The sequence below is a fragment of the Clostridium pasteurianum genome (genome assembly GCF_001705235.1).
Lineage (GTDB): Bacteria > Bacillota > Clostridia > Clostridiales > Clostridiaceae > Clostridium_S > Clostridium_S pasteurianum_A.
Map to the genome: position 1 here is coordinate 4013787 of NZ_MCGV01000001.1, position 23922 is coordinate 4037708.

The 23922-nt window shown below is 29.8% G+C and carries 26 protein-coding genes; 25 read left to right on the forward strand and 1 reads right to left on the reverse strand.

Features of this window, described 5'->3' with window-relative positions; genetic code table 11:
- Positions 1–20: 20 nt before the first annotated feature.
- From flgL to BEE63_RS17935, 10 genes are all read left to right on the forward strand, one after another.
- Positions 21–1046: a flagellar hook-associated protein FlgL gene (gene flgL, locus BEE63_RS17890; RefSeq protein WP_066022677.1), complete on the forward strand. Its 1026-nt coding sequence runs from the start codon at positions 21–23 to the stop codon at positions 1044–1046.
- A gap of 11 nt (positions 1047–1057) precedes the next feature.
- On the forward strand, positions 1058–1486 hold the full coding sequence (gene fliW, locus BEE63_RS17895) for a flagellar assembly protein FliW (RefSeq protein WP_066022678.1): 429 nt from the start codon (positions 1058–1060) through the stop codon (positions 1484–1486).
- A gap of 3 nt (positions 1487–1489) precedes the next feature.
- Positions 1490–1705, forward strand: a complete 216-nt coding sequence (gene csrA, locus BEE63_RS17900) for a carbon storage regulator CsrA (protein ID WP_066022679.1) — start codon at positions 1490–1492, stop codon at positions 1703–1705.
- 19 nt (positions 1706–1724) lie between these two features.
- A complete protein-coding gene (locus BEE63_RS17905) occupies positions 1725–2084 on the forward strand; it encodes a flagellar protein FlaG (RefSeq protein WP_066022680.1) in 360 nt (119 codons plus the stop codon).
- Positions 2085–2109: 25 nt separating this feature from the next.
- Entirely contained in the window at positions 2110–2403 is a 294-nt protein-coding gene (locus tag BEE63_RS17910; protein WP_066022681.1) for a hypothetical protein, read from the forward strand.
- A gap of 11 nt (positions 2404–2414) precedes the next feature.
- Entirely contained in the window at positions 2415–2801 is a 387-nt protein-coding gene (gene fliS, locus BEE63_RS17915; protein ID WP_066022682.1) for a flagellar export chaperone FliS, read from the forward strand.
- A 16-nt stretch (positions 2802–2817) separates the two neighbouring features.
- Positions 2818–5268 (forward strand): flagellar filament capping protein FliD, encoded by a 2451-nt coding sequence (gene fliD / locus BEE63_RS17920; protein WP_066022683.1) that lies wholly within the window; start codon positions 2818–2820, stop codon positions 5266–5268.
- A gap of 59 nt (positions 5269–5327) precedes the next feature.
- Positions 5328–5678, forward strand: a complete 351-nt coding sequence (locus BEE63_RS17925; RefSeq protein WP_066022684.1) for a flagellar protein FliT — start codon at positions 5328–5330, stop codon at positions 5676–5678.
- 103 nt (positions 5679–5781) lie between these two features.
- Positions 5782–6612, forward strand: a complete 831-nt coding sequence (locus tag BEE63_RS17930) for a flagellin (RefSeq protein ID WP_066022685.1) — start codon at positions 5782–5784, stop codon at positions 6610–6612.
- 82 nt (positions 6613–6694) lie between these two features.
- Positions 6695–7525, forward strand: coding sequence for a flagellin (locus BEE63_RS17935; protein ID WP_066022686.1), 831 nt, complete (start codon positions 6695–6697; stop codon positions 7523–7525).
- A 453-nt stretch (positions 7526–7978) separates the two neighbouring features.
- Here the strand turns inward: BEE63_RS17935 and BEE63_RS22580 are convergent, their stop codons facing one another.
- Positions 7979–8287, reverse strand: a complete 309-nt coding sequence (locus tag BEE63_RS22580) for an IS3 family transposase (RefSeq protein WP_081312665.1) — start codon at positions 8285–8287, stop codon at positions 7979–7981.
- A gap of 526 nt (positions 8288–8813) precedes the next feature.
- Between BEE63_RS22580 and BEE63_RS17940 the strand changes: the two genes are divergently transcribed.
- From BEE63_RS17940 to BEE63_RS18010, 15 genes are all read left to right on the forward strand, one after another.
- On the forward strand, positions 8814–9653 hold the full coding sequence (locus tag BEE63_RS17940) for a flagellin (RefSeq protein WP_066022687.1): 840 nt from the start codon (positions 8814–8816) through the stop codon (positions 9651–9653).
- 132 nt (positions 9654–9785) lie between these two features.
- Complete coding sequence (locus BEE63_RS17945; RefSeq protein ID WP_066022688.1) at positions 9786–10949, forward strand: glycosyltransferase family 2 protein; 1164 nt, start codon at positions 9786–9788, stop codon at positions 10947–10949.
- A complete protein-coding gene (locus BEE63_RS17950; RefSeq protein WP_066022689.1) occupies positions 10946–11266 on the forward strand; it encodes a hypothetical protein in 321 nt (106 codons plus the stop codon). Before BEE63_RS17945 ends, BEE63_RS17950 begins: the two co-directional genes overlap by 4 nt.
- Before the next feature lies 1 nt (position 11267).
- Complete coding sequence (locus BEE63_RS17955) at positions 11268–12500, forward strand: motility associated factor glycosyltransferase family protein (protein ID WP_157797118.1); 1233 nt, start codon at positions 11268–11270, stop codon at positions 12498–12500.
- Between the two features lie 20 nt (positions 12501–12520).
- Positions 12521–13540 carry an SDR family NAD(P)-dependent oxidoreductase gene (locus tag BEE63_RS17960; RefSeq protein WP_066022690.1) on the forward strand — a complete coding sequence of 340 codons (1020 nt, stop codon included), beginning with the start codon at positions 12521–12523 and terminating at the stop codon, positions 13538–13540.
- A gap of 70 nt (positions 13541–13610) precedes the next feature.
- Entirely contained in the window at positions 13611–15323 is a 1713-nt protein-coding gene (locus BEE63_RS17965) for an HAD-IIIC family phosphatase (protein WP_066022691.1), read from the forward strand.
- A gap of 11 nt (positions 15324–15334) precedes the next feature.
- Positions 15335–15562: an acyl carrier protein gene (locus tag BEE63_RS17970; RefSeq protein WP_066022692.1), complete on the forward strand. Its 228-nt coding sequence runs from the start codon at positions 15335–15337 to the stop codon at positions 15560–15562.
- Between the two features lies 1 nt (position 15563).
- The gene (locus tag BEE63_RS17975) at positions 15564–16376 is read left to right on the forward strand and encodes an AAC(3) family N-acetyltransferase (RefSeq protein ID WP_242874854.1); all 813 of its coding nucleotides are present in this window, start codon (positions 15564–15566) and stop codon (positions 16374–16376) included.
- A gap of 12 nt (positions 16377–16388) precedes the next feature.
- A complete protein-coding gene (locus BEE63_RS17980; protein ID WP_066022693.1) occupies positions 16389–17711 on the forward strand; it encodes a DUF4910 domain-containing protein in 1323 nt (440 codons plus the stop codon).
- 8 nt (positions 17712–17719) lie between these two features.
- Positions 17720–18643 (forward strand): ATP-grasp domain-containing protein, encoded by a 924-nt coding sequence (locus tag BEE63_RS17985; RefSeq protein ID WP_066022694.1) that lies wholly within the window; start codon positions 17720–17722, stop codon positions 18641–18643.
- Complete coding sequence (locus BEE63_RS17990; RefSeq protein ID WP_066022695.1) at positions 18640–19305, forward strand: HAD family hydrolase; 666 nt, start codon at positions 18640–18642, stop codon at positions 19303–19305. Before BEE63_RS17985 ends, BEE63_RS17990 begins: the two co-directional genes overlap by 4 nt.
- A 15-nt stretch (positions 19306–19320) precedes the next feature.
- A complete protein-coding gene (locus BEE63_RS17995; RefSeq protein ID WP_066022696.1) occupies positions 19321–20454 on the forward strand; it encodes a glycosyltransferase in 1134 nt (377 codons plus the stop codon).
- Positions 20455–20469: 15 nt separating this feature from the next.
- Positions 20470–21468, forward strand: coding sequence for a dTDP-glucose 4,6-dehydratase (locus tag BEE63_RS18000; RefSeq protein ID WP_066022697.1), 999 nt, complete (start codon positions 20470–20472; stop codon positions 21466–21468).
- Between the two features lie 94 nt (positions 21469–21562).
- Positions 21563–22615 carry a pseudaminic acid synthase gene (gene pseI / locus BEE63_RS18005; protein ID WP_066022698.1) on the forward strand — a complete coding sequence of 351 codons (1053 nt, stop codon included), beginning with the start codon at positions 21563–21565 and terminating at the stop codon, positions 22613–22615.
- A 55-nt stretch (positions 22616–22670) separates the two neighbouring features.
- Positions 22671–23897, forward strand: a complete 1227-nt coding sequence (locus tag BEE63_RS18010) for a glycosyltransferase (RefSeq protein WP_081312598.1) — start codon at positions 22671–22673, stop codon at positions 23895–23897.
- Positions 23898–23922 lie beyond the last annotated feature (25 nt).

Genomic DNA, 23922 nt, shown 5'->3' on the forward strand with positions numbered 1-23922 from the left:
AGATATTAAGAGGTGATAATATGAGAATAACAAATAGTATGCTTTCAGATAATTTTCTTATGTATTTAAGTAACAACCTACAAAATGTTCAAAAATATCAACAGCAGATGTCTACTGGAGAAAAGATAAGCTTACCATCAGATGATCCTTATGGGACAACGCAGGTAATGCAAATAAATGAAGAACTTTCTGAAAATGCGCAGTATGCTAGTAATATAAATGATGCAAAAAATTGGTCAAGTGTTACAGATACAGATTTGGGTCAAGTTCAGAGTGTTTTACAGAGAATTAATGAACTTTTATATTCGGCTGGTGATGCTGCCTACGGTTCTCAGCAGCTGACAAGTATTAAAAATGAAATAAATGCTAATATAGGTCAGCTTGCACAATGTATGAATTCAAATTATGATGGTAGGTATATTTTTGGTGGAACTCGTGCTACATTTAAACCTGTAGGAACCACTACTGATTCAGATGGAAATACACAGCTGGATTATATTATGCGAGACGGAACTGCTATAAATAGAAGTAGTCCTAGTGCCAGTGAAACAACTCAGTTAAATCAAATAAATTCAAGATTGTCAACTGAAATTTCAGCTGGTGTATCAGTTTCGTATAATATTCAGGCAAGTTCTGTAATTCAGTTTAATAATACAGATGGTAACTCTAAAGACTTAAGGACTATTTTAAGTAATATAGTTAAAGATTTAAGTTATCCTAATTCTACAGGAAATCATGCAGACGGTGATACAACAACTACGGGTAGATCATTTTTAATTGGTAGTGATTTAAGTGATATTCAGGATGCTATAAATAATGTATCTAAAGTTCGTACTGAAATTGGAGCAGTAGAAAATAGAATGACTACAGCAGCAAGTGTTAATGATTCAGAAAATACAAATTTAACAGAACTTTTATCTTCTGTTAATGATGCAGATTATGCAGAAACTACTATGAAATATTCAGAAACTCAGGCTACTTATTCAGCATCACTTTATGTAAGTGCAAAGGTACTTCAAGAAACTTTGTTAGATTATGTAAAATAGGAGCGTAGAATATGAAATTACATTCGAAGTATTATGGCGATATAGAATATAATGATAGTGATATAATAACTTTTAGTAAAGGCTTGCCAGGTTTTAAAAAATTAACAAAGTTCATAATTGTTCCGTTTGAAGGGAATAATGTATTTAGTATAATGCATTCAACTGAGGATATTGAAATTGGGATAATAATAGTATCTCCTTTTATGGTTGTTAAGGATTATGAATTTAAGCTCTTAGAAAATCAAATTAAAGAATTAGAGGTTGAGAAGGAATCAGATATTTTAGTATATAATACTGTATGTCCCAATAAGGATGTATCAAAAATGACTGTAAATTTAAAGGCTCCCATAGTTATTAATACTAAAAGTAAAGTAGGTGAGCAATTAATTTTAGATAATGATAAATATCCTATAAAGTATCCTCTCTTAAAGGAGGAATAAGTTATGCTAGTTATCACGAGAAAAAAAGGCGAATCTATTCTTATAGGCGATAATGTTGAGATTATTGTAACTAAAATTGATGATGGATCAGTTAAACTAGCTATAAATGCACCTAGAGATGTTGCTATATTGAGGAAAGAATTATACAAGGAAATCAGTGAGGAAAATAAAAAGTCAGTTTTAGTTGATAGTTCTATACTAAAAAAAATAAAAAAATAATATGGAGGTTTAAATTAATATGGATGTTGAAGGTTTAAGTCAAGGAAGACAGAACTTGTATAGCATAGATAATAGTTTGGTTGATAAAACTGAAAATGTTTCAGAGCAAAAGTCAATTCCAAATGAATATAATCCTAAAGATAAGATAACAGAAACTAAAGAGGTACAGAAAACAAAGGATAAAATAAATAAAATTATTAAAGATAAGTCCACACATATAGAGTATGAACAAGATAAAAGATTTAAATCTGTAATGGTTATGAAGGTTATTGATAACAATACACGTCAAGTGGTAAATGAAATACCATCAAAACAAATGCTTGATTTAATGGAAGAGTTTTATGGCATGGCTGGATTGGTTCTAAATAAAAAAGCTTAATTAAAAATTCATGGGGGTAGCATATATGAATAATATCGACATGGATGCAAGAGTGAAGATAGATGATTCTATTAAAACACAAAAGATTCATCATAATGGGAAAATCCAGCCATTAAAAAGGGAGAAGAAAGATAAAAACAATCATAACTTTAATTCTAAAAGGCAAAAATCAAATGATAAAAAATTTGTTGTAGTTGCATATAAGGATAATAAAACTGCTGTTAAAACCATTGAAGTAGAAGCATTTAAGCAGGATGATGGTATAAATCATAATGATCAAAAAAATGATAAAGGTAAGTTTCTAGATATAAGAAGGTAGGTGCCATATAAATGAATGTTAAAGATGCTTATAAGCAATATAGAACAAATAGTGTAACATATGCTTCAAAAGATCAGCTTCTTCTTATGCTATTAGGTGGTGCTGTGAAGTTTTCTAAAATAGGCAGACAGGCTATAGTAGATAAGGATTTTCATAAAGCAAATGAGAATATAAAGAAGTCACAAAATGTATTTTATGAACTTATTGCAACACTTGATTTAGAAATGGCTGGCGATTGGGGTCCTAACATTGTTTCTATATACAAATATATAATAAATGAATTAATTGAAGCAAATATGAAAAAAGATGTTTCTAAAATGGATGAAGTAATACCTCTTATTGAAGAAGTAAAAGCAACTTGGGATGAGGCATACAAGACATCTGTAAGAAACAAGTAGAAGGGAGTAATGATTAATGAGTAGTACAATTGGTAGCAATCCATATTCTTATGTGGTTCCATATAGTACAAGCGATTTAATTGGAAATGAAAATAGTGTGTACACACCTAATAAATCTGGCAGCAATTCTAGTACATCTACAACAAGCGCATCTGGAAGTTATTCTAAAGGGTTGATCTCTCAAATGTCAGGCTTAGATGTTGGACAAATGACTAATGAAATGCTTGCATCTGATCAGGTACAGTTAGATAAGTTATATGCTAAGCAGCAGACCTCTCAGTGGAGGCAGGATATGTATAGATCAATTATAGATAATTTGCAGCATTTTCAAGATAAATATTTTAATCAGTTATCAAGTGACTATATATTCGCACCAAATGCGTTTTTAACCAATTCTGCCAATTCTAATGTGAATAATGTTTCAGCTACAGCATTAAATAATGCAAAAGCGGGAACATATCAAATTACTTCAGCGACACTTGCAACATCTGCTAATGTAACAGCTACTTTAGGTTCAAAGCCACCAGCAGGAACAGCATTGTCGACACTTGGAATCCAGAGTGGTGTGTTACATTTTACAGCTAATGGTAGAAATGTAAGCTATAATTTAAACAATAGTGTATCAATAAATACTGCAATGCAGGATTTATCATCTATGTCTGGCATGAATTTTAATTATAGTGAACTTACCGGAAAATTCAGTATTTCTACAAGCAAGACTGGAAGTGGTCAAAATGTTGATATTGAAGGTGTAGATGATAGTACTAGCTTTTTTAATAAACTTGGAATGACTTTAAGTGGAGGGACTATATCTACAACGGATACAGCTAGGATAGATGGTAACAGTACTATAACAGCTAATACTACATCATCTTCGGATAGGATATCAAATACGAATTTAGCACTAAAAGATGGAGATGTATTATCGTTTACTGCTAATGGAGTGGCTCAAAGTTATACTGTAGATACAAGCAAAACAGTGGGAACGCTTATGAGTGATTTGTCATCATTAACAGGTTCAACTTTTAGTTACGATGCTTCAACAGGTAAAATTAGTGCTCAAGCTGCTTCAGGTCAAAATTTGAGTTTATCCTATGCTAGTGGTAGTAGTGCTCAAACATTTTTTAACAATACATTTGGAAATTCAACTAGTTCCACTAGTATAACAGCTGCGGCTGGTACTTCTATAACATCAGGTAATTTAATAACTACAAATTTGGGATTGAAAAATGGAGATACTTTATCATTTAGTGTTAATGGTGGAGCAACTGAAAATTACACTGTAGATACTACTAAATCGATTAGTACAATTATGAGTGACCTCTCATCGTTAACAGGTTTAAATTTCAGTTATAATTCTTCAACAAGTAAAATCAGTGTTGAAGAAACAGGAACTCAAAATCTAAATATATCTTATGCTGATGGTAGCAGCGCTCAAACATTTTTTAATAGTGCATTTGGCGCAACAGCAGGAGCTACTAGTATAACGCAAACATCACATGGAGCTGCCCAAGGTACTTCTGGCGCAAATGGTACATTTACAATAAAAGAACCAGGTGATACTAGTAATGGTGTTGCTATAACGGAGTCTTCAAATATATTTACAGTTGATGGTGTGCAGTATAATGTTTCAAGTGCTATAGATTCATCAAATCCTGCTACAATAACTGTAAAGCAGGATGTATCTTCAGCAGTAAGTAAAATACAGGAATTTGTCAATGAATATAATGATCTTATAGGTGGGGTACAAACTATTATAAATCAAAGAACTGGTACTGCAAGTACTGGTGGAAGATATTCTGTACTTACGTTAGCTCAAGAGCAAGGGATGACAACGGATCAAATTACAAAATGGAATCAGAAAGCGCAGCAGGGCATACTTTCAAATGATGGCTTACTTGTAGATATGACAACATCTATGAGAACAGCCTTTTATACACCCGTTCAAGCTAATAATCTTACTATGAATGGGATTGGTTTATCAACATCAACTAAAAATTATACGGATTATGGGAAAATCACAATAGATGTAAGCAAACTTACAACTGCGCTGCAGAATAATCCTCAAGAGGTAATAGATTTATTCACTAAAGCTTCTACAAGTACAGGAATGTATACACCGGATTTGTCAAGTACTCAGCTTACTGCAAGAAATAGTGAAGAGGGAATTTTTCAAAGAATAAGTGATATAATTAGTGAATATGCTGGAACTTATGTAGATAAGAATGGTAATCAAGGTAAGCTGATTCAAGAAGCAGGATGTAACAGTAGTGATTATTCAAATAATAAAAATGCTATTTATAAGGAATTAAAGGATGAACAGGATGCAATTGCAACATTTAAAACAAAAATGAGTGGAGATAAAACAAGGTATACTAATAAATTTACTGCGCTTCAATCTGCACTTTCAACTTTAAATTCACAGTCAAGTTACTTATCATCTATGCTGCAAAGTAGTAATAGTTAATAATTGAGAAACCTACTTATTGCAAGCTTTTGATGTCTTGGACTTGTAGAGGAGGAACTATGGAGGATATACAGACTTTAGTTTCTAGTTTTAAAGAAAAAACTGTTAAAATGATATCATGTTTTGATACGCAAAATTATGATGAATTAAATTCTTTATTAAAAGAGAGACAATATATAATAAATAGTATACAAGAAAATCTTGATTTCTATGGAAAGAAGAATATAATTAAAGAATTTAATAACAGTGATATTGTAGATATTGATAAAAAGGTTGAAAAATTAATTAATGAAAATTTAGACATTATAAAAGATAAACTTAAATCAATAAATGAAAAAGATTTTATAAATAAAAAATATGGTAATAGGCTCAGTGGTAATGCAATATTTTTTAATAAAAAAATTTATTGAAAATTATAAAGTAATATAAAAACACTACGATAAATATTGTGTAAAGCGATAAGTTATAGAAATCGGGAAAGGATTCCCATTTAAATTCAAGGAGGAATTTATTATGATAATCAATCACAATCTTAGTGGAAATACAGCACTTAGTTATTTAAACAAGAATCAAAAAAGTGCTTCAGCTTCAATGGAGAAGTTAAGTTCAGGTTTAAGAATTAACAAAGCAGCTGATGATGCAGCAGGACTATCAATATCACAAAAGATGCAATCACAAATCAATGGTCTTGATAAGGCACAAAGCAATGCACAAGATGGAATATCATTAATTCAGACAGCAGAAGGTGGATTAAATGAAACACAATCAATCCTTCAGAGAATGAATGAATTAGCAACACAAGCTGCAAATGATACAAATGTAAGCTTAAATAGAAGTGCAGTATCAGCAGAAATGTCAACACTTGCAGATGAAATAGATCATATTTCTCAGCAGACAAACTTCAATGGTGTAAGTCTTTTGACAGGTAGTACTACTACATTGACATTCCAGATAGGATCAACAGCAAATAGTTATGATTCTATTGGACTTAATTTGAACAGCATAAAAATGGGTTCAGCATCTTTATCTGTTGGTACATCAGCTATATCTGTTAGCGATAATACTAAAGCAACAGCTTCAATGAGCCTTATACAGAAAGCAATAGATACAGTATCAACTTCAAGAGCATATCTTGGAGCAGTACAGAACAGACTTACACATACAATAAATAACCTTTCAACAGAGCAAGAGAATTTAACAACAGCAAATGCAAACATAACAGATGTTGATATGGCTAAAGAAATGATGAACTACTCAAAAGAGAGCGTTCTTCAACAGGCAGCTCAGTCAATGCTTGCACAAGCTAATCAGAATCCACAACAGGTTCTTAAATTATTACAATAATATTGCGCTTTTAATAAAAAAATTAAAAATATAAACAAAATATGGGAAAGGATTCCCGCTTAAATTCAAGGAGGAATTTATTATGATAATCAATCACAATCTTAGTGGAAACACAGCACTTAGTTATTTAAACAAGAATCAGAAGAGTGCTTCAGCTTCAATGGAAAAGTTAAGTTCAGGTTTAAGAATTAATAAGGCAGCAGATGATGCAGCAGGACTATCAATATCACAAAAGATGCAGTCACAAATCAATGGTCTTGATAAGGCACAAAGCAATGCACAAGATGGAATATCATTAATTCAGACAGCAGAAGGTGGATTAAATGAAACACAATCAATCCTTCAGAGAATGAATGAATTAGCAACACAAGCTGCAAATGATACAAATGTAAGCTTAAATAGAAGTGCAGTATCAGCAGAAATGTCAACACTTGCAGATGAAATAGATCATATTTCTCAGCAGACAAACTTCAATGGTGTAAGTCTTTTGACAGGTGGTACTACTACATTGACATTCCAGATAGGATCAACAGCAAATAGTTATGATTCTATTGGACTTAATTTGAACAGCATAAAAATGGGTTCAGCATCTTTATCTGTTGGTACATCAGCTATATCTGTTAGCGATAATACTAAAGCAACAGCTTCAATGAGCCTTATACAGAAAGCAATAGATACAGTATCAACTTCAAGAGCATATCTTGGAGCAGTACAGAACAGACTTACACATACAATAAATAACCTTTCAACAGAGCAAGAGAATTTAACAACAGCAAATGCAAACATAACAGATGTTGATATGGCTAAAGAAATGATGAACTACTCAAAAGAGAGCGTTCTTCAACAGGCAGCTCAGTCAATGCTTGCACAAGCTAATCAGAATCCACAACAGGTTCTTAAATTATTACAATAATATAGATTTTAATAAAACCTCCGCTATTATGCGGAGGTTTTTTCTAAATGCCATATAATGATTCGGTGCGTTTGTTTACTGAGTTAATTTATTGAGGAAATGGATTTAACAGATTTGTATTGGACCTAATATCGTATACGGTATTAGGTCCTAAATATATTGTATTGCTTACTTTAGGCTATCAGCATACGGATACTACAAAGCTAATTCCATTTATAAAAAAATCATGGAAAATTTTTTGCATTTTAAGCACTCAAATATAACTGCGGATGCAGGTTATGAGAGTGATATTAGTAGATTGGAAAGTAACACACATAATGTAAATAAGTTACATTGCAAAACCCAATCAGATAGCACAGAAACACATCTTTTTCAATTTAAAATCCACGTAATTAAAAAAAGCTTCTTTTACAAAGACTTATTAAAGTGAACAATTTTTTTTTTTATTGAACTTTAGTAACGTTCTCTTTTAAGGATACCACAAAAGCCTTTTATAAGACCGTTGTCAATGTTTAGTAGATTTTTAGCTATGTATTGTGGATCTGCTGTGTGCCTAGTACAACCTTTGTTTGCATATTTAAGTGTTGATTTTATATTTAAATTACGACATATGCGTAAAACACGTTTATCATTCGCTTTAATATCATGATATCGTTCTGAATCATCTCGTATTCTTTGATATCCTTTATTAGGGCTTTCTTCATGAATTTCTTCAATTTCATAGGCAATGAGGTGTTTTATACTCTCATTTTCAGCACGCAGTTTTTCTTCCTTTAGTCATGACAGTATTTTCTCCTGTTCCCAAAGATTTTAGCTTTTGATGACCAGTATACTTCTTAATCCATCTTCTGAGTTGAGTTTCTGACCGGATTTTATATTTTTTCAGTATTTCAGAAGCTGTATATTTTTTCTTTCAGATAATCATTAATTGCTGCATGTTTTAATACTGAAGAATATCTACTTGCTTTACTGCTTGTTCTTAACCCATCAAATCCAAAAGCGAATATTTGTGTTTAAATGCCATAAAAATATGCTCCCTCCTAAGTAACAAGTTTTTTATTATTTTACTTGACCACTTAGAAGGGAGCATATTTTTTATGCTAATGTAATACCTTTGTTTTTACTTATTAGTGTATAAAAAGTTACATACAACAATAAAACATTTTTCGACAAAAAGTATAAAGCATCATTATAATATTACGATATATAAATTAGTATTAATGAAATTCTAAAAATATAAACAAAATATGGGAAAGGATTCCCATTAAAGTTCAAGGAGGAATTTATCATGATAATCAATCACAATCTTAGTGGAAACACAGCACTTAGCTATTTAAACAAGAATCAAAAAAGCGCTTCAGCTTCAATGGAAAAGTTAAGTTCAGGTTTAAGAATCAACAAGGCAGCAGATGATGCAGCAGGACTATCAATATCACAAAAGATGCAGTCACAAATTAATGGTCTTGATAAGGCACAAAGCAATGCACAAGATGGAATATCATTAATTCAGACAGCAGAAGGTGGATTAAATGAAACACAATCAATTCTTCAGAGAATGAATGAACTTGCAACACAAGCTGCCAATGATACAAATGTAAGCTTAAATAGAAGTGCAGTATCAGCAGAAATGTCAACACTTGCAGATGAAATAAATCATATTTCTCAGCAGACTAATTTCAATGGTGTTAATTTGTTGTCGGCAGATACATCAGTAGCTAATACTTTAACTTTCCAAATAGGTTCAACATCTAATGCATATGATTCTATTGGACTTAACATAAATAGTATAGCTATGAATGCAACTTCTTTAAGTGTTGATACATCTTCTCTAAGTGTTAGTAACAATGCTCAAGCAACAGGTTCAATGAGTATTATACAGAAAGCAATAGATACAGTATCAACTTCAAGAGCATATCTTGGAGCAGTACAGAACAGACTTACACATACAATAAATAACCTTTCAACAGAGCAAGAGAATTTAACAACAGCAAATGCAAACATAACAGATGTTGATATGGCTAAAGAAATGATGAACTACTCAAAAGAGAGCGTTCTTCAACAGGCAGCTCAATCAATGCTTGCACAAGCTAATCAGAATCCACAGCAGGTTCTTAAATTATTGCAATAATATAGATTATAATAAAGCCTCCGCTATTATGCGGAGGTTTTTTGTTCATGTTCACTAAGCTGATGGATATTTATTAAAGTATAATAAAATATTATCGATAATCAGAGTATTAAGTTCTATGGAGGATTACTAATGAAAATTAGCCTATGTATGATTGTTAAAAATGAAGAAAAATATATAAAAATGTGTCTTGAAAATGCTATGAAACTTGCAGATGAAGCTGTAATTGTAGACACCGGTTCGACAGATAAAACTAAAGAAATAATTAGAGAGTTTGATAGTAATATTAAGATTATTGATTATAAATGGGAAAATGATTTTTCCAAGGCAAGGAATATATCCATTGAAAATGCATCAGGGGATTGGATTCTTATTCTTGATGCAGATGAGAAGCTATTGTGTGATGCAGCTAAGGTTAGAGAAATTCTTAAAGATGCAAAAGTAGAAGGATATAAAATACCATTATACAACATTATGGACGCAAGCATGATATTATATTCTGCAGTTTATACTAAAATTTTTAGAAATAAAAAGGAATATAGATATTCTGGAAGTATACATGAGCAAATAAATATTCCAGATATTCAGAAAAATGATTTTATATTGGATGACAAAATATGCAAAATTATTCATTATGGATATTTAGCATCTGTGGTAAAGAAGAGAAACAAATCTGACAGAAACTTGAAAATACTGAAAAAACAGTTAAAAGAAAAACCAAATGAGCCTTTTGTTTATTATAATATTGGTGTAAGCTATGAAGTAGCAGGTGATTATAAAAAAGCACTGCAGTATTTTTTTAAATGCAATGAACTGGCAGGGAAAAAAGATCCTACAGGTATAACACTGTATGAGATTGATATGGCAAAAAGGATGGCAGAGGCTCTTGTTAAAATTGAAGAATACGATGCATGTATTGAAATGGTTGATAACCTTTTAAGCGATGAGTGTTACAAAGGCTTTGTTGACTTAGAATATATAAAAGGTTTTTGCTATTATTTGAAAAAAGATTACAAAACAGCTATTAAAGTGTTTAAAGAATGTATAGATATGGGTGAAACAAAAAAATTTGTATCAGTATTTGGTATGGGAAGTTTTAAGCCTAAACGTATGATAGCCCAATGTTATGTTAATTTGAATGAAGAAGTTAAAGCAATAAATGCTTTTATGGAATGTGTATTTGATACTAATAATTTTGTGTATGATGGGTTAAATGAATTTAGGAAGTATCTAATAATTAATAAGAGGGCTGAAATATTAAACGAGCTTAATAAATTGGTTGGTGAAAAACATTGATTGAGTTACTTAACAATTTAAAATTAAATTTATATAATATCATATATGAGTTTCAATCAGGTCATGATAATTCAGCAGTTATAAGAGTTGGCAGTTTATCACAGGAAATATCAAAAATCATGTGGAATATGAATCAAAATGGGATGAGCAATATTATCGAAAATGATGGCAGGAAATTAAATAACATTTTACTTAATGTAGCTAATTCCATAAAAACTGAAAATTATATTTTAATTGATGACTTGCTTGAATATGAATTTATACCGATGATTGATGAATGGATTTCAAAATTAGATCCTTTAAAAGGAGATGTCTAATTTGGCGATAGGAAGAAAAGTGGAATTATTTAATACTTATGATAATGTCTATACACTGTCAGTCAACGGCGTACTGCTTCATAGTGTATATCATCCATTAAAAGAAGCCGTGAATTTTGCAAAATATAGAGAAAAGAAAGTTAAGGATAAAAGGAATATAGTTATATATGGTATAGGATTAGGATATCATATTTTGGAATTATTAAAAGTAATAGATGAAAAAAGTAATGTTAACGTATTTGATGTAGATGAAGAAGTAATGAAAGCTGCGCTGCAGTATGGTGTTTTAAAGGAAATTTTAAAGGATAAGAGAGTAAGTGTTTCATGTACATATAATGGGGATACTTTGAAAAAATTATCTAAATGTATTGATGAAAGTGATGCGTTTATTATATACAAACCATCAGCAAGAGTTCTTCCCGAAGGCTGCAATGAGTTTAAAGAGGCATTACAAAGATTTGAAATTGCAGTAATAGAATTTGAAAGGCACGGTGAAATAGCTAAAAAAAATTCTCTTTTAAATGAAAAGATGAAATTTGATACTATTGAAAAGTTTTTTAAAGAATACAATTTTAGAAACAAAAAAATCATTATTGCAGCAGCTGGACCGTCGTTAGGCTTAAATATTGGTAAAATAAAAAAAATTAGAGATAAGGCTATTATTTTTGCAGTTGGAAGTTCATTAAAAACGTTAATGAATGCTGGAATAAAGCCAGATATGATAACAATTATAGATCCTCAAGAAATAGTTTATAACCAAATTGAAGGATATGAAAATTTAGATGTACCTATGTGCTTTTTAAATATTGCCTCAAATTTAGCTGTAACAAAGTATAATGGACCTAAATTTATGTTTTACAATTCAGGTGATGGTGTAGTGAATGAGGATAAGGTAATTGATACTGGGAAATCTGTGGCCACAGCAGCCTTGAGCATTGCTATAAAAGAAGACGCAAATTCAGTAATATTTGTTGGACAGGATTTGGCTTATCTAAATAATAAATCTCATTGTGATGATTATATTCATGGAAATGCACCTGTTTTTAATAGTGATTTAACTAAAAAAGTAGAAGGAGTAGATGGAAGTATTCTCAAGACTACATCTGGATGGCTGTACATGAAAAAATGGCTTGAAGATAAAATTGCTAAGTATACTCACATTAAATTTATAAATTGTAGTGCTGGAGCTAGAATAAAAGGAACTATAAATGCAGATATTGAAAAAATTTTTTGAAATAATATGGAAGTGAAACTATGAATTACTATGAAGATAAAAAAATATTGATAATTGGTGGGACTGGTACAATTGGATCAAAAATGGTCACAGAACTTTTAAAATCAAATCCTAAGGTAATAAGGATATTTAGCAGAGATGAGTATAAGCAATTTATGATGCAAAATGCTATAAAAGACTGCAATAAATTAAGATTTTTAATTGGCGATGTAAGGGATTATGATCGTGTTGAAAGAGCTATGAATGGTATAGATATTGTATTTAACTTAGCAGCTATGAAGCATGTTCCAGCCTGTGAGTATAACCCAACTGAGGCAATTAAAACAAATGTGTCAGGCATGGAGAATGTTATAAAAGCAGCAACCTATAACAACGTACAGTGCGTACTTTTTACAAGTTCAGATAAAGCTATAAATCCAATAAATGCTTATGGTGCAACTAAATTATTAGCTGAAAAATTAGTTCAAGCAGCTAATTTTAGTAAAGGTTCCATTAGAACTAAATTTGTTGCAGTAAGATTTGGCAATGTTATGGGGTCAAGGGGATCAGTTATACCATTTTTCAAAAAACAAATTATTGATGATGGTATAGTTACAGTAACAGATGGGAGAATGACACGTTTTATGATGACAGTAAAGCAGGCAGTAAATCTTACACTTATAGCAGCAGAAAAGGCATTAGGTGGAGAAGTTTTTGTGCTAAAAATGCCTGTTCTATTGCTTCAAGAACTTGTTGATGTTGTAGTTGAAGAAACCTCTAGAAAATACAGTTTGGATAGAGAAAAAATTAATACAAAAGTAATAGGATTAAGAGCAGGAGAAAAGATGTATGAAGAACTTATGACAGAGGAAGAAGCTCAATATGCCTATGAATTTGATGATATGTTTGCTGTTACGCCTACAAGCTTTGACAGACTAAAGTATGAAAATTTTTATTCAAGTTGCAAGAAAGCTAAAATAAAAAGTTATACTTCAAATGATGAGATTATTTTAAGTAAAGAGCAATTAAGAAATATAATTAAAAATGAAAATTTAATCTAAATGTAAATTTTAAACTTAGGGAAAACTCTAAGTTTATTTGATTATTATAATTAAAATTGGAGGAACAGCTTTGAAAAGAAGTATTAGTGAATATATTAGCACATATAAGCAATTAAATAAATGTGGCACTAGGAATATTAGAATAGCTTATCTTTCTAGTTTTACAACAAGGGCATTTAAAGAAGTTTTGACTGTGGAGTGCGCAGATGAAGATATTAAGTGCGAATTTTATGAGGGAGCATATAATCAGTATTCTCAAGAAATTCTTAATTTGAATGGTAGCCTTTATAAATTTAACTCTCAATTAATAATAATATTTATAGATATTAGAAGTTTGCTTGGTGAAAATTATTTTCAATTTTATGCTTTTAATGAAAATCAAAGACGAGAATTTTTTGATGAAAAATTGAATAACATAGAAAATTTATTAGAAGTTTTGAAATCAAATACAAATTCTAAAATACTATTTCATAATTTTGAAGTGCCAATGTATTCATCTATGGGAATTTTAGAGAATAAACAGAATGAGGGTATTGTCAAAAGTATTACTATGTTAAATGAAAAACTTAATGCTAAATATATTAATGATAATCAGGTGTTTATATTTGATTATGAAGGTTTTTGCTCAAAGTACGGGAAAATAAATATTCACGATGATAAAATGTATTATATAGGGGATGTAAAACTTAAATTTGATTATATTCCATATCTTTGTATGGAATATATGGGATATATTAAACCAATGTGTTCTATTATAAGGAAATGTATTGTTCTAGATTTAGATAATACTTTATGGGGCGGTGTAGTTGGTGAACTTGGTATAGAAGGAATAAAACTTGGACCGACAAATGAGGGTAAGCCTTTTTGGGAACTTCAAAAATATCTTTTAGCCCTTAATAAAAGAGGAGTTCTTTTAGCTGTAAATAGCAAAAATAACAAGGATGAAGCACTCGAAGTTATTAAAAAGCATCCTTATATGGTTTTGGGAGAAGATAATTTTGCATGCATAGAAATAAATTGGGATGATAAGGTTTTAAATTTAAAGAAGATTTCAAAAGAACTTAATATAGGGCTTAATAGTATTGTATTTATGGATGATGATAAATTTAATAGAGAAATTGTAAAAGGAGAACTTCCAGATGTTAAGGTAGTAGATTTGCCCAGTGATCCTGCATTATATTTAAGTACTGTTATGGGTCTAAATGATTTTAACATATTAAGTCTTACACAAGAAGATAAGAATAAACAAAAGATGTACAATGCTCAAAAGAAAAGAGACATAGAAAAAAGAAATAGTACCAATATTGATGAATACATTAAAAATTTAAAAATAAAAGTTGATATCAAAGAAAATGATATATTTAATGTTGCAAGAATTTCGCAGCTGACTCAAAAAACAAATCAATTTAATATGACTGGACGCAGGTGTTCAGAAGAAGAAATTAAGAATTTAATGAATGATAAAGAATACAAAATTATTTCTGCAAAAGTTTCAGATAAATATGGAGATAATGGACTTACAGCTGTTATAATAATAAATGTAAAAGAAAATAAACTTGTTATAAATGGGTTCTTTATGAGTTGCCGCATTATAGGAAGAAGGATAGAAAATAATTTAATTGATTATATAGTAAAAAAAGCTAAAAAGTTAAAACTAAATGAAATAATAGGGCAATTTAAAGAAACAGCAAGGAATGTGCCCTGCATGGACTTTTATAAAAATTATGGATTTAAATTATTAAAGGAAAAAGATAAAACACAATATTGGATATATAAATTATAGGAGGATTGGTTATGGATGAATTAAAACAAATTTTTTCATCAGTTACAGGTATGAAGGTAGAAGATATTAATGATAATATATCTAGAGATAATAATGACGATGTATGGGATTCTTTTGCTCATCTTATGCTTATTTCTGAAATTGAAGATAAATTAAAGATTAAATTTACAATGGAAGAGGTAGAGGGAATAAGAAATTTTAAACAGCTTAATGATATTGCAGCTAAAAAGAGGGGATAGAATGTTTAGAAGTGAAGATAAAATGGAAATATTAAATCCATTATTTAAGACAGAAGATGGATATTTGTATTGTAATGACTTTATAAATAGTTTGAAAAATATTGGAATAAAAAAGGGAGATACAATTCTTGTACATTCTGATATAACTGTATTTGGTAAATTGGCATTAAGAAATAGAAATGAACTTTTGGGGGCACTTGTAGATGTGTTAAAACAATGTGTTGGAAAAGAAGGTACCATAATAATGCCTACATTTACTTATAGTTTTTGTAATGGTGAAGTTTTTGACAAAGATAAATCAAAATCTACTGTAGGTGTACTTACTGAATATTTTAGAAATATGCCGGGTGTAGAGCGGACTATTCAGCCTATATTTTCATGTGCTGTATATGGAAAGCAAAAAGAAGAATATTTAAGAATAGGTAAAGATTCTTTTGGTGATAAATCAATATTTCAAATTTTACATAAAAATAATGGAAAACTTTTATACTTTGGAGCAGATTTTCATGCCTGTACTTATATTCATTATGTAGAGCAGAGCTTTAAGGTTCCTTATAGATATTTTAAAACCTTTAAAGGTATAATAAAAGATGGTAATAATCAGTATGAAGATGAGTGTACTTTTTATGTAAGAGATTTAAAAATAAATCCCATGCTTGATGTTAATTTTTTAAAAAAACATCTAATGGATAATGGATACATGAATGAAGAACAGATAGGATATGGAAAAGTACTTTTTGTAAGTGCGGCAGATGTTTATACTCAAGGTAGGAAGCTTTTACAAAATGATATAAATTCTTTTCTTAAAAAGTGATATGGAGGTACTATGGATTTAATAAATAATTGTGAGATTTATGGTGAAAAGATGTTTAAACTCATGAAAGAGATGTTTCCAATATGCAGGAGCATAACTGGTGATGGAGTAAGGGAAACATTAAATATAATAAAGGAAATAATTCCTATAAACATAAATGAAGTGCCATCGGGTACTGAGGTTTTTGATTGGACTGTTCCAAGAGAGTGGAATATAAAAGATGCATGGATTAAAAACCCAAGAGGAGAAAAAATAGTAGATTTTAAAGAATCAAACCTGCGTGTGTTAAATTACAGTAGTCCTATTAATAAGACCATGAAATTTGAAGAGTTAAAAACTCATATATTTACTTTGCCATATACACCAGATTGGATACCATATATGACGTCTTATTATAATGAAAATTGGGGATTTTGTATGAGTCATAATGAATTTATTAAGTTTCAAAACGAGACAAAACCTGATGAAGAATTTGAAGTCCATATTGATTCATCCCTAAAGAATGGATATCTTACGTACGGAGAGTATTTTTTACAGGGGGAAAGCAAAGAGGAAGTGCTTATAAGTACATATGTGTGCCATCCTTCCATGTGTAATGATAATTTAAGTGGAATAGCACTTACAACTTATTTAGCATATGCTTTAGCAAAAATGAATGAAAAATGTAAATTAAGATATTCATATAGATTTCTATTTGTGCCAGAAACTATTGGCTCAATTACGTGGCTAAGTTTAAATGAAAAGAAAACTTCAAACATTAAATATGGTCTTGTAGCAAGCTGTGTTGGAGATAGAGGATGTCTTACATATAAAAAGAGCAGAGATGGAAACAACTTAATAGATAAAATAGCTGTTAATATATTAAAATACAGTGGTGCTCAATATAAAGTTTTGGACTTTTTTCCTTGGGGAAGCGACGAAAGACAGTTTTGCTCACCGGGTTTTAATTTACCAGTAGGTTCACTTATGAGAACCCCTTATGGGTATTACGGTGAATATCATACTTCAGCGGATAATTTTAATTTTGTAGATAAAAAAAGCATTGCAGACACTTTTGATAAATATATTAAAATTATTTTTATAATTGAAAATAATAATGCATATTTAAATTTAAATCCTAAATGTGAACCGAGACTTGGAAAAAGAAATTTGTATGGAAGTCTGGGTGGAAGAATGTTATATGAATATGATGAAACTGCAATGTTTTGGATATTAAATCAAAGTGATGGAAAGAATTCTCTTCTTGATATATCTGAAAAATCAAATATAGATTTTTTCAGGATTAAAAATGCAGCGGATGCCCTTTTAAATGCAGGGTTATTAAAAAAGTTATAGGAGTAAATATGAATATATTATTAACAGCAGTAGGAAAGAGAGTACAATTAATAAAGCATTTAAAGAAAACTTCTAATGTTTTTGGAACTGATATAAGTATGCTTGCTCCAGCAGCATGCTTTGTAGATGGATTTTATATTGTGCCAAAGTGCAGTGAGAAAAATTATGTAAATGAATTAATAAAAATTTGTAAAAAAGAAAGCATTGATATGTTAATTCCACTGTATGAAAGGGAATTTGAACTGCTTTGTGAGTATAGAGAAGAATTTGAAAAAGTAAATACTATCTTACTTTTAAGTAATAAGAATGTAATAAAAGTCTGTAATGACAAGTGGGAAACCTATAAATTTTTTAATGAGAATGAAATTAAAACACCAAAATCTTTTTCGATTAAAGAAAAGCCTTATGATGTAAGATTTCCACTTATAATTAAGCCAAGAGATGGCATGGGAAGTAGTAGTGTATTTAAAATATATGATAATAATGATTTGAATTTTTTTGCAAGTAAGGTTCATAATCCTATCATTCAGCAGTACGTTGAAGGCACGGAGTATACCATAGATGTTTTATGTGATTTAAATAGTAAGATAATATCCATAGTTCCAAGACAGCGTATTGAAGTAAGGGCAGGAGAGGTAACTAAAAGCAAAACTGTTAAGGATAAAAAGATTATAGATAAAACTTTTGAATTATGCACCAAATTAAAGGGAATAGGACCGCTTACTATTCAGTGTATTAAAGATAAGTTTGATAATATATATTTTATAGAAATTAATCCTAGGTTTGGGGGCGGCGTTCCTTTAACATTTGAGTCTGGTGCTGATTACGGAAAATTTTTCAATTTTATGAAGGCAGGAAAAAAGATAGAATATGAAATAGGTGATTTTAAGGAACTAACTATGCTTCGCTATGATGAGGCGGTGTACAGGTGATTAAATTAATAATCTTTGATTTAGATGATACTTTGTATGATGAAAGAGATTTTGTAATTGGTGGATTTAAAGATGTTTGCAAATATTTAAGTCTAAAATATTTGGATGATTATGATTTACTTATGGAAGAAATTTTAAATATATTAAATAAGGATGGTAGAGGGAAGATATTTAATGTATTATGCGAAAATCATGATTACAACGAGGATATAAAAAAGCTTGTAAGAATATACAGACAAGCTAAACCTAAATTAAAATTGTATGATGACAGTAGATATACTCTAAGTAAGTTAAAAGGAAAATACAAACTAGGAATTATAACAGATGGACTTGCAGCTGTGCAATGGAATAAAATCAAATTATTAAATATAGAAAATTTTTTTGATAAAATAATCGTTACAGATGACTTAGGAAAAGATTTCTCTAAACCAAGTGAAGTTCCTTATATGAAAATGCTTGAATATTTTAATTTAAATGCCGAAGATTCAGTGTATATAGGTGACAATCCTCATAAAGATTTTATTGGCGCAAGAAAAGTTGGAATGAATACTGTGAGGATAATTCGTGAACATGGTGACCATAAAAATGATAGATTAAATTTGGATTATGAAGCAGACTGTGAAATTCATAATTTAAATGAACTCATGATGACATTAAAATAAATGAGGTGTATAAAAATGAAGGATATAGTGATTTTTAAAGGCACAGGTGCATATGATATGATGCAGTATTTTGCTGATAAATTGGATTTGGCATTTAAAGAAGAAGGTTTTGAATCTGGAATAATTGATTTAAATAGTTTGGATAAGATGCAGTTTGCAGATGAAATTAAGCAAAAAAAACCTAAACTTTGTATAGGCTTTAATTCAATGAGCTTTAATTATAATAATATTGCATATTATAGGTATTTTGATTTGAAGCATTTATCTATAATGGTAGATCATCCAATTTATCATATACCGACGATAGATTTAAATTATGATAATTTATATATTTTATGTAATGATGTAGGTAGAGTCAATTATTTAAGAAATGAAATAAAAATAAAAAATGCTTATTCAATGCTTTTAGGTGCGGATAAGAATATTGAGTGTAGCAGTGATAAAAGGGATAAAGATATAGTCTTTTTTGGTACTATGATTGATTATGAAGAACTAAGAAAATCATGGAAAGTTAAATTTGGAAAACCTATTAATAAATTATTAAACGATGCAATTGAAGTAGGAATGTATAATTCTTTTTTGCCAGTTCATGAAGCTCTTAATATTTCTATGTCATATAATGGATATGACAAAATAAGTGAGAATGACAAGATGAAATTTCAATTAGTACTTTTACCAGAAATTGATGGATATCTGAGATTTTTTAATAGACATAAATACATAGAAAAAATAAAAACGCACAAAATCCATATATATGGGAATGATGTTTGGACAAAATTTTTAAATAGAGATAATGTTATACTTCATTCTCCAGTGGGAATTAATGATTCTATTGAGATTTTAAAACGATCTAAGATATCTTTAAATGCCACTATGACCTTAGTGTATAATGGAATAACAGAAAGGGTGCTTAATAGTGCTATGTGCGGGAGCGTTGTACTTTCAAATTATACGCCGCTGCTTCATGAAATTTTCAAGGAAAATGCACTGCTAGTTGATATTAAAGATATGAATAATATAGATGAACGATTAGATGATTTAATAAATAATGATAGTAAAAGAAACTTAATGGCGGAAAAAGCCAGAAATGAAGTAGAAATGAATCATACATGGAATAATAGAGTTAGGGAAATAGCAAATTTAATATAATGAAAAGGTGATAATATGAAAGTTTTAGTTACTGGAGGAGCGGGATTTATAGGAAGATGGGTAGTAAAAAGACTTCTTAAAGATAATAATGAAGTAACTGCCATAGATAATTTGTCTAATGGCAATCTATCTAATATTTCAGAATTTAAATCACTAAAAAATTTTTCATTTTATAAAGGTGATATAAAGGATAATGATTTTCTGGATACGATATTTAAAAATGAATTTGATATAATTTTTCATCTTGCAGCTTCAATAAATGTTCAGGACAGCATTGATGACCCTAAAACAACATTTTTTAATGATGCAGTGGGAACATTTAATATTTTACAAAAAGCTAAACAGCAGATGTTTGGCAAAGATAGCAGAATGCAGGGTGATGAATGGAATATTAATGTTGAGAAAATTCATTCATGCAAAGTAGTATTTATGAGTACATGTATGGTTTATGATAAATGTGATGAAAGTGGGATTAATGAAAAACATCCTACCAAACCTGTATCACCCTACGGCGGAAGTAAGATAGCGGCTGAAAATATGGTACTATCTTATTATCATGCTTATGGTCTTCCAGCTGTTGTTATTCGGCCTTTTAATACATATGGGCCTTTTCAAAAATCAGGTGGAGAAGGCGGTGTTGTTTCTATTTTTATAAAAAGTTCTTTAGAAGGTAAGCCTATTAAAATTTATGGTTCAGGTGACCAAACAAGGGATTTGTTATTTGTAAAAGATTGTGCCGAATTTATAGTTCAATGTGGTTATAATGATAATGTTAATGGGGAAATAGTTAATGCTGGTACAGGGGAAGATATAAAAATAAATGAGCTTGCAGAGCTTATATCAAATAACAGGGTAAAAGTAATACATGTAAAACATATTCATCCTCAGAGTGAAATTATGAAGCTAAAATGTGATTACAGTAAAGCACAAAAAATTTTAGCTTGGAAGCCGAAATATAATATTAAAGATGGTATTATGGAAACTGAAAAATGGATTTACAATAACAAGTTATGATGATATATAAAACTTAGAGAAAATAACTCTAAGTTTTTTGTGGTTTTTGACGATAATAAATGTATGACTTTTAGATTAACTAGAGGTGAATTTGATGAAAAAGGTATTTAATATAGAGAATAAAAAGGTTGGTAGTGATTCACCTGCATTTATAATAGCAGAATTATCTGCAAATCACCTTCAAAGGTATGAAAATGCAGTTAAGCTTATAAAAGAAGCTAAAAAAGCTGGAGCGGATGCTGTAAAGCTTCAAACATATACTCCTGATACTATAACAATGGATTGTGATAATGAGTACTTTCAGATAAAACAGGGTACAATATGGGATGGAACAACACTTCATAAATTATATGAGAAAGCGTATACTCCGTGGGATTGGCAGCCAAAGCTGAAAAAAGTTGCAGAGGAGGAAGGACTCATTTGTTTTTCGTCTCCGTTTGATAATACGGCTGTGGATTTTCTTGAAAAAATGAATGTTCCAGCGTATAAAATTGCTTCATTTGAAATTACGGATATACCATTTATAGAATATGTGGCTGCTAAGGGAAAACCAGTAATTATATCAACAGGTATTGCTGAGCTTTCTGATATAGAGGAAGCATTAAAAGCATGTAAAAGAGTTGGAAATAATGAAGTCGTACTTTTGAAATGTACAAGTGAATATCCAGCACCATACGAAGATATTAACCTTAAAACAATACCTAATATGGCTGAAACATTTGAAGTGGTAGTGGGTATTTCTGATCATACTCTTGGAACTTCAGTTTCAGTGGCAGCAGTGGCATTAGGAGCAAAAATAGTTGAAAAGCACTTCACACTAGATAGAAATCTTGGAGGACCTGATTCTAAGTTTTCAATGGAACCAAAGGAATTTAAAAATATGGTAGATTCTATTAGAAATGTGGAAAAAGCATTAGGAAAAGTTACATATGAGCTTACAGAAAGGCAAATTAAAAGTAGAGAACATTCAAGGTCTCTTTTTGTTGTTAAGGATATAAAGGCTGGAGAAATGTTTACTCAAGAGAATATTAAGAGTATTAGACCAGGATTTGGGATGGAAACTAAATATATAAACGATGTGATTGGCAAAAAAGCAAAGAGTTACATAAAAAAGGGAACACCTTTAGCGAGGTCTCTAATAATGTGAAAACTGAAAGACCATAAAACATTACTAACTAATAAATATGAATTGAGGTATTTATATGAAGATATTATTTTTGGTTCATCAGTTTTATCCTAAATATTACATGGGTACTGAAAGATTTACTTATAATCTTGCTCTAAACATGATAAAATCAGGAATTGACGTTAAAGTTATAACTTATAGTTTTTATGATGAAAGTTATTATAATAAAGAGGATGAAAATATAATTTATAGAGAAACTTGTTATGATAATATTCCTGTAATAGAAATAAAACATAAATGTATCCCGGATAATATAAAATTTACTTTAAATAATAATGACGTGGAAAAATTTGCGTTGAAAATATTGGATATTGAAAAACCGGATTTAATACATTTATGTCATCCAATGAGAGTAGCTCCATTTTTAAATAGTGCAAGAAAGTTAAAAATCCCATATATTATAACACTTACGGACTATTTTTTTATTTGCCCTAAATATTTGTTATTAGGTAAAGAAGGAAATCGCTGTAATGGAAATGAATATGGTAAGAGGTGTTATAAGTGTTGTGATTATAATGAAAATGAAAGTAAAAATAGATATATAGAAGCTAATAAAATGCTTTTAGAAGCTGAGAGAGTAATAGCACCATCTAAATTTGTTAAAAATATCTTTGAAAACAATTTTGATAATTTGAATGTAGAAGTAATAAATCATGGAATAAGCTTAAATGATTCTAAAAAAAATGTAAAGATATATAAGAAAAATGATGAAATAAATTTTTGCTATGCTGGTTCTTTGTATAAACATAAAGGTTTGCACGTTATATTAGAAGCTTTTAAAAATATAAGCAATAACAATTTACAATTGAAAGTATATGGTTCCGGTGTTAATAAAGATTATAATAAACTAATTGAAAAATCGGTTAAGAATGATAGTAGAATTAAGGTTTGTGGAGTATATTCAAGAGAAGAATTCGGTGATGTGTTAAGCAATATTGATGTTTTAATAGTTCCATCAATATGGGACGAAACTTATTGTCTTATAATGTATGAAGCTTTTACATGTCATGTTCCGGTTATATCGGCAGAAGTTGGAGCATTACCAGAAGGTATAAAGAATGGATTTAATGGATTTACATTTGCATGCGGCAATAGTAAAGCGCTTGCAATGATAATTGATAATATTTTAAAAAAACCGCTTATTCTAAACAGATTTAAAGATAATATAAAGTCTTTTTATGTACCATCAATAGAAGATGAGATAATATCGTATAAAAATATTTATAATTGCATCATAAAGTAAGTTAATTCATTTAAATAGAAAATAT

Bases quoted from the DNA above. Each gene is read 5' to 3' on its own strand.
- BEE63_RS17940 (WP_066022687.1), top strand. From the start codon at position 8,814: ATGATAATCAATCACAATCTTAGTGGAAACACAGCACTTAGCTATTTA.
- BEE63_RS17925 (WP_066022684.1), top strand. From the start codon at position 5,328: ATGGAGGATATACAGACTTTAGTTTCTAGTTTTAAAGAAAAAACTGTT.
- BEE63_RS17935 (WP_066022686.1), top strand. From the start codon at position 6,695: ATGATAATCAATCACAATCTTAGTGGAAACACAGCACTTAGTTATTTA.
- BEE63_RS17960 (WP_066022690.1), top strand. From the start codon at position 12,521: ATGAATTACTATGAAGATAAAAAAATATTGATAATTGGTGGGACTGGT.
- flgL (WP_066022677.1), top strand. From the start codon at position 21: ATGAGAATAACAAATAGTATGCTTTCAGATAATTTTCTTATGTATTTA.
- BEE63_RS17980 (WP_066022693.1), top strand. From the start codon at position 16,389: ATGGATTTAATAAATAATTGTGAGATTTATGGTGAAAAGATGTTTAAA.
- csrA (WP_066022679.1), top strand. From the start codon at position 1,490: ATGCTAGTTATCACGAGAAAAAAAGGCGAATCTATTCTTATAGGCGAT.
- BEE63_RS17995 (WP_066022696.1), top strand. From the start codon at position 19,321: ATGAAGGATATAGTGATTTTTAAAGGCACAGGTGCATATGATATGATG.
- BEE63_RS17945 (WP_066022688.1), top strand. From the start codon at position 9,786: ATGAAAATTAGCCTATGTATGATTGTTAAAAATGAAGAAAAATATATA.
- BEE63_RS17905 (WP_066022680.1), top strand. From the start codon at position 1,725: ATGGATGTTGAAGGTTTAAGTCAAGGAAGACAGAACTTGTATAGCATA.
- BEE63_RS18000 (WP_066022697.1), top strand. From the start codon at position 20,470: ATGAAAGTTTTAGTTACTGGAGGAGCGGGATTTATAGGAAGATGGGTA.
- BEE63_RS17975 (WP_242874854.1), top strand. From the start codon at position 15,564: ATGTTTAGAAGTGAAGATAAAATGGAAATATTAAATCCATTATTTAAG.
- BEE63_RS17970 (WP_066022692.1), top strand. From the start codon at position 15,335: ATGGATGAATTAAAACAAATTTTTTCATCAGTTACAGGTATGAAGGTA.
- BEE63_RS17910 (WP_066022681.1), top strand. From the start codon at position 2,110: ATGAATAATATCGACATGGATGCAAGAGTGAAGATAGATGATTCTATT.
- fliD (WP_066022683.1), top strand. From the start codon at position 2,818: ATGAGTAGTACAATTGGTAGCAATCCATATTCTTATGTGGTTCCATAT.
- pseI (WP_066022698.1), top strand. From the start codon at position 21,563: ATGAAAAAGGTATTTAATATAGAGAATAAAAAGGTTGGTAGTGATTCA.
- fliW (WP_066022678.1), top strand. From the start codon at position 1,058: ATGAAATTACATTCGAAGTATTATGGCGATATAGAATATAATGATAGT.
- BEE63_RS17985 (WP_066022694.1), top strand. From the start codon at position 17,720: ATGAATATATTATTAACAGCAGTAGGAAAGAGAGTACAATTAATAAAG.
- BEE63_RS18010 (WP_081312598.1), top strand. From the start codon at position 22,671: ATGAAGATATTATTTTTGGTTCATCAGTTTTATCCTAAATATTACATG.
- fliS (WP_066022682.1), top strand. From the start codon at position 2,415: ATGAATGTTAAAGATGCTTATAAGCAATATAGAACAAATAGTGTAACA.
- BEE63_RS17930 (WP_066022685.1), top strand. From the start codon at position 5,782: ATGATAATCAATCACAATCTTAGTGGAAATACAGCACTTAGTTATTTA.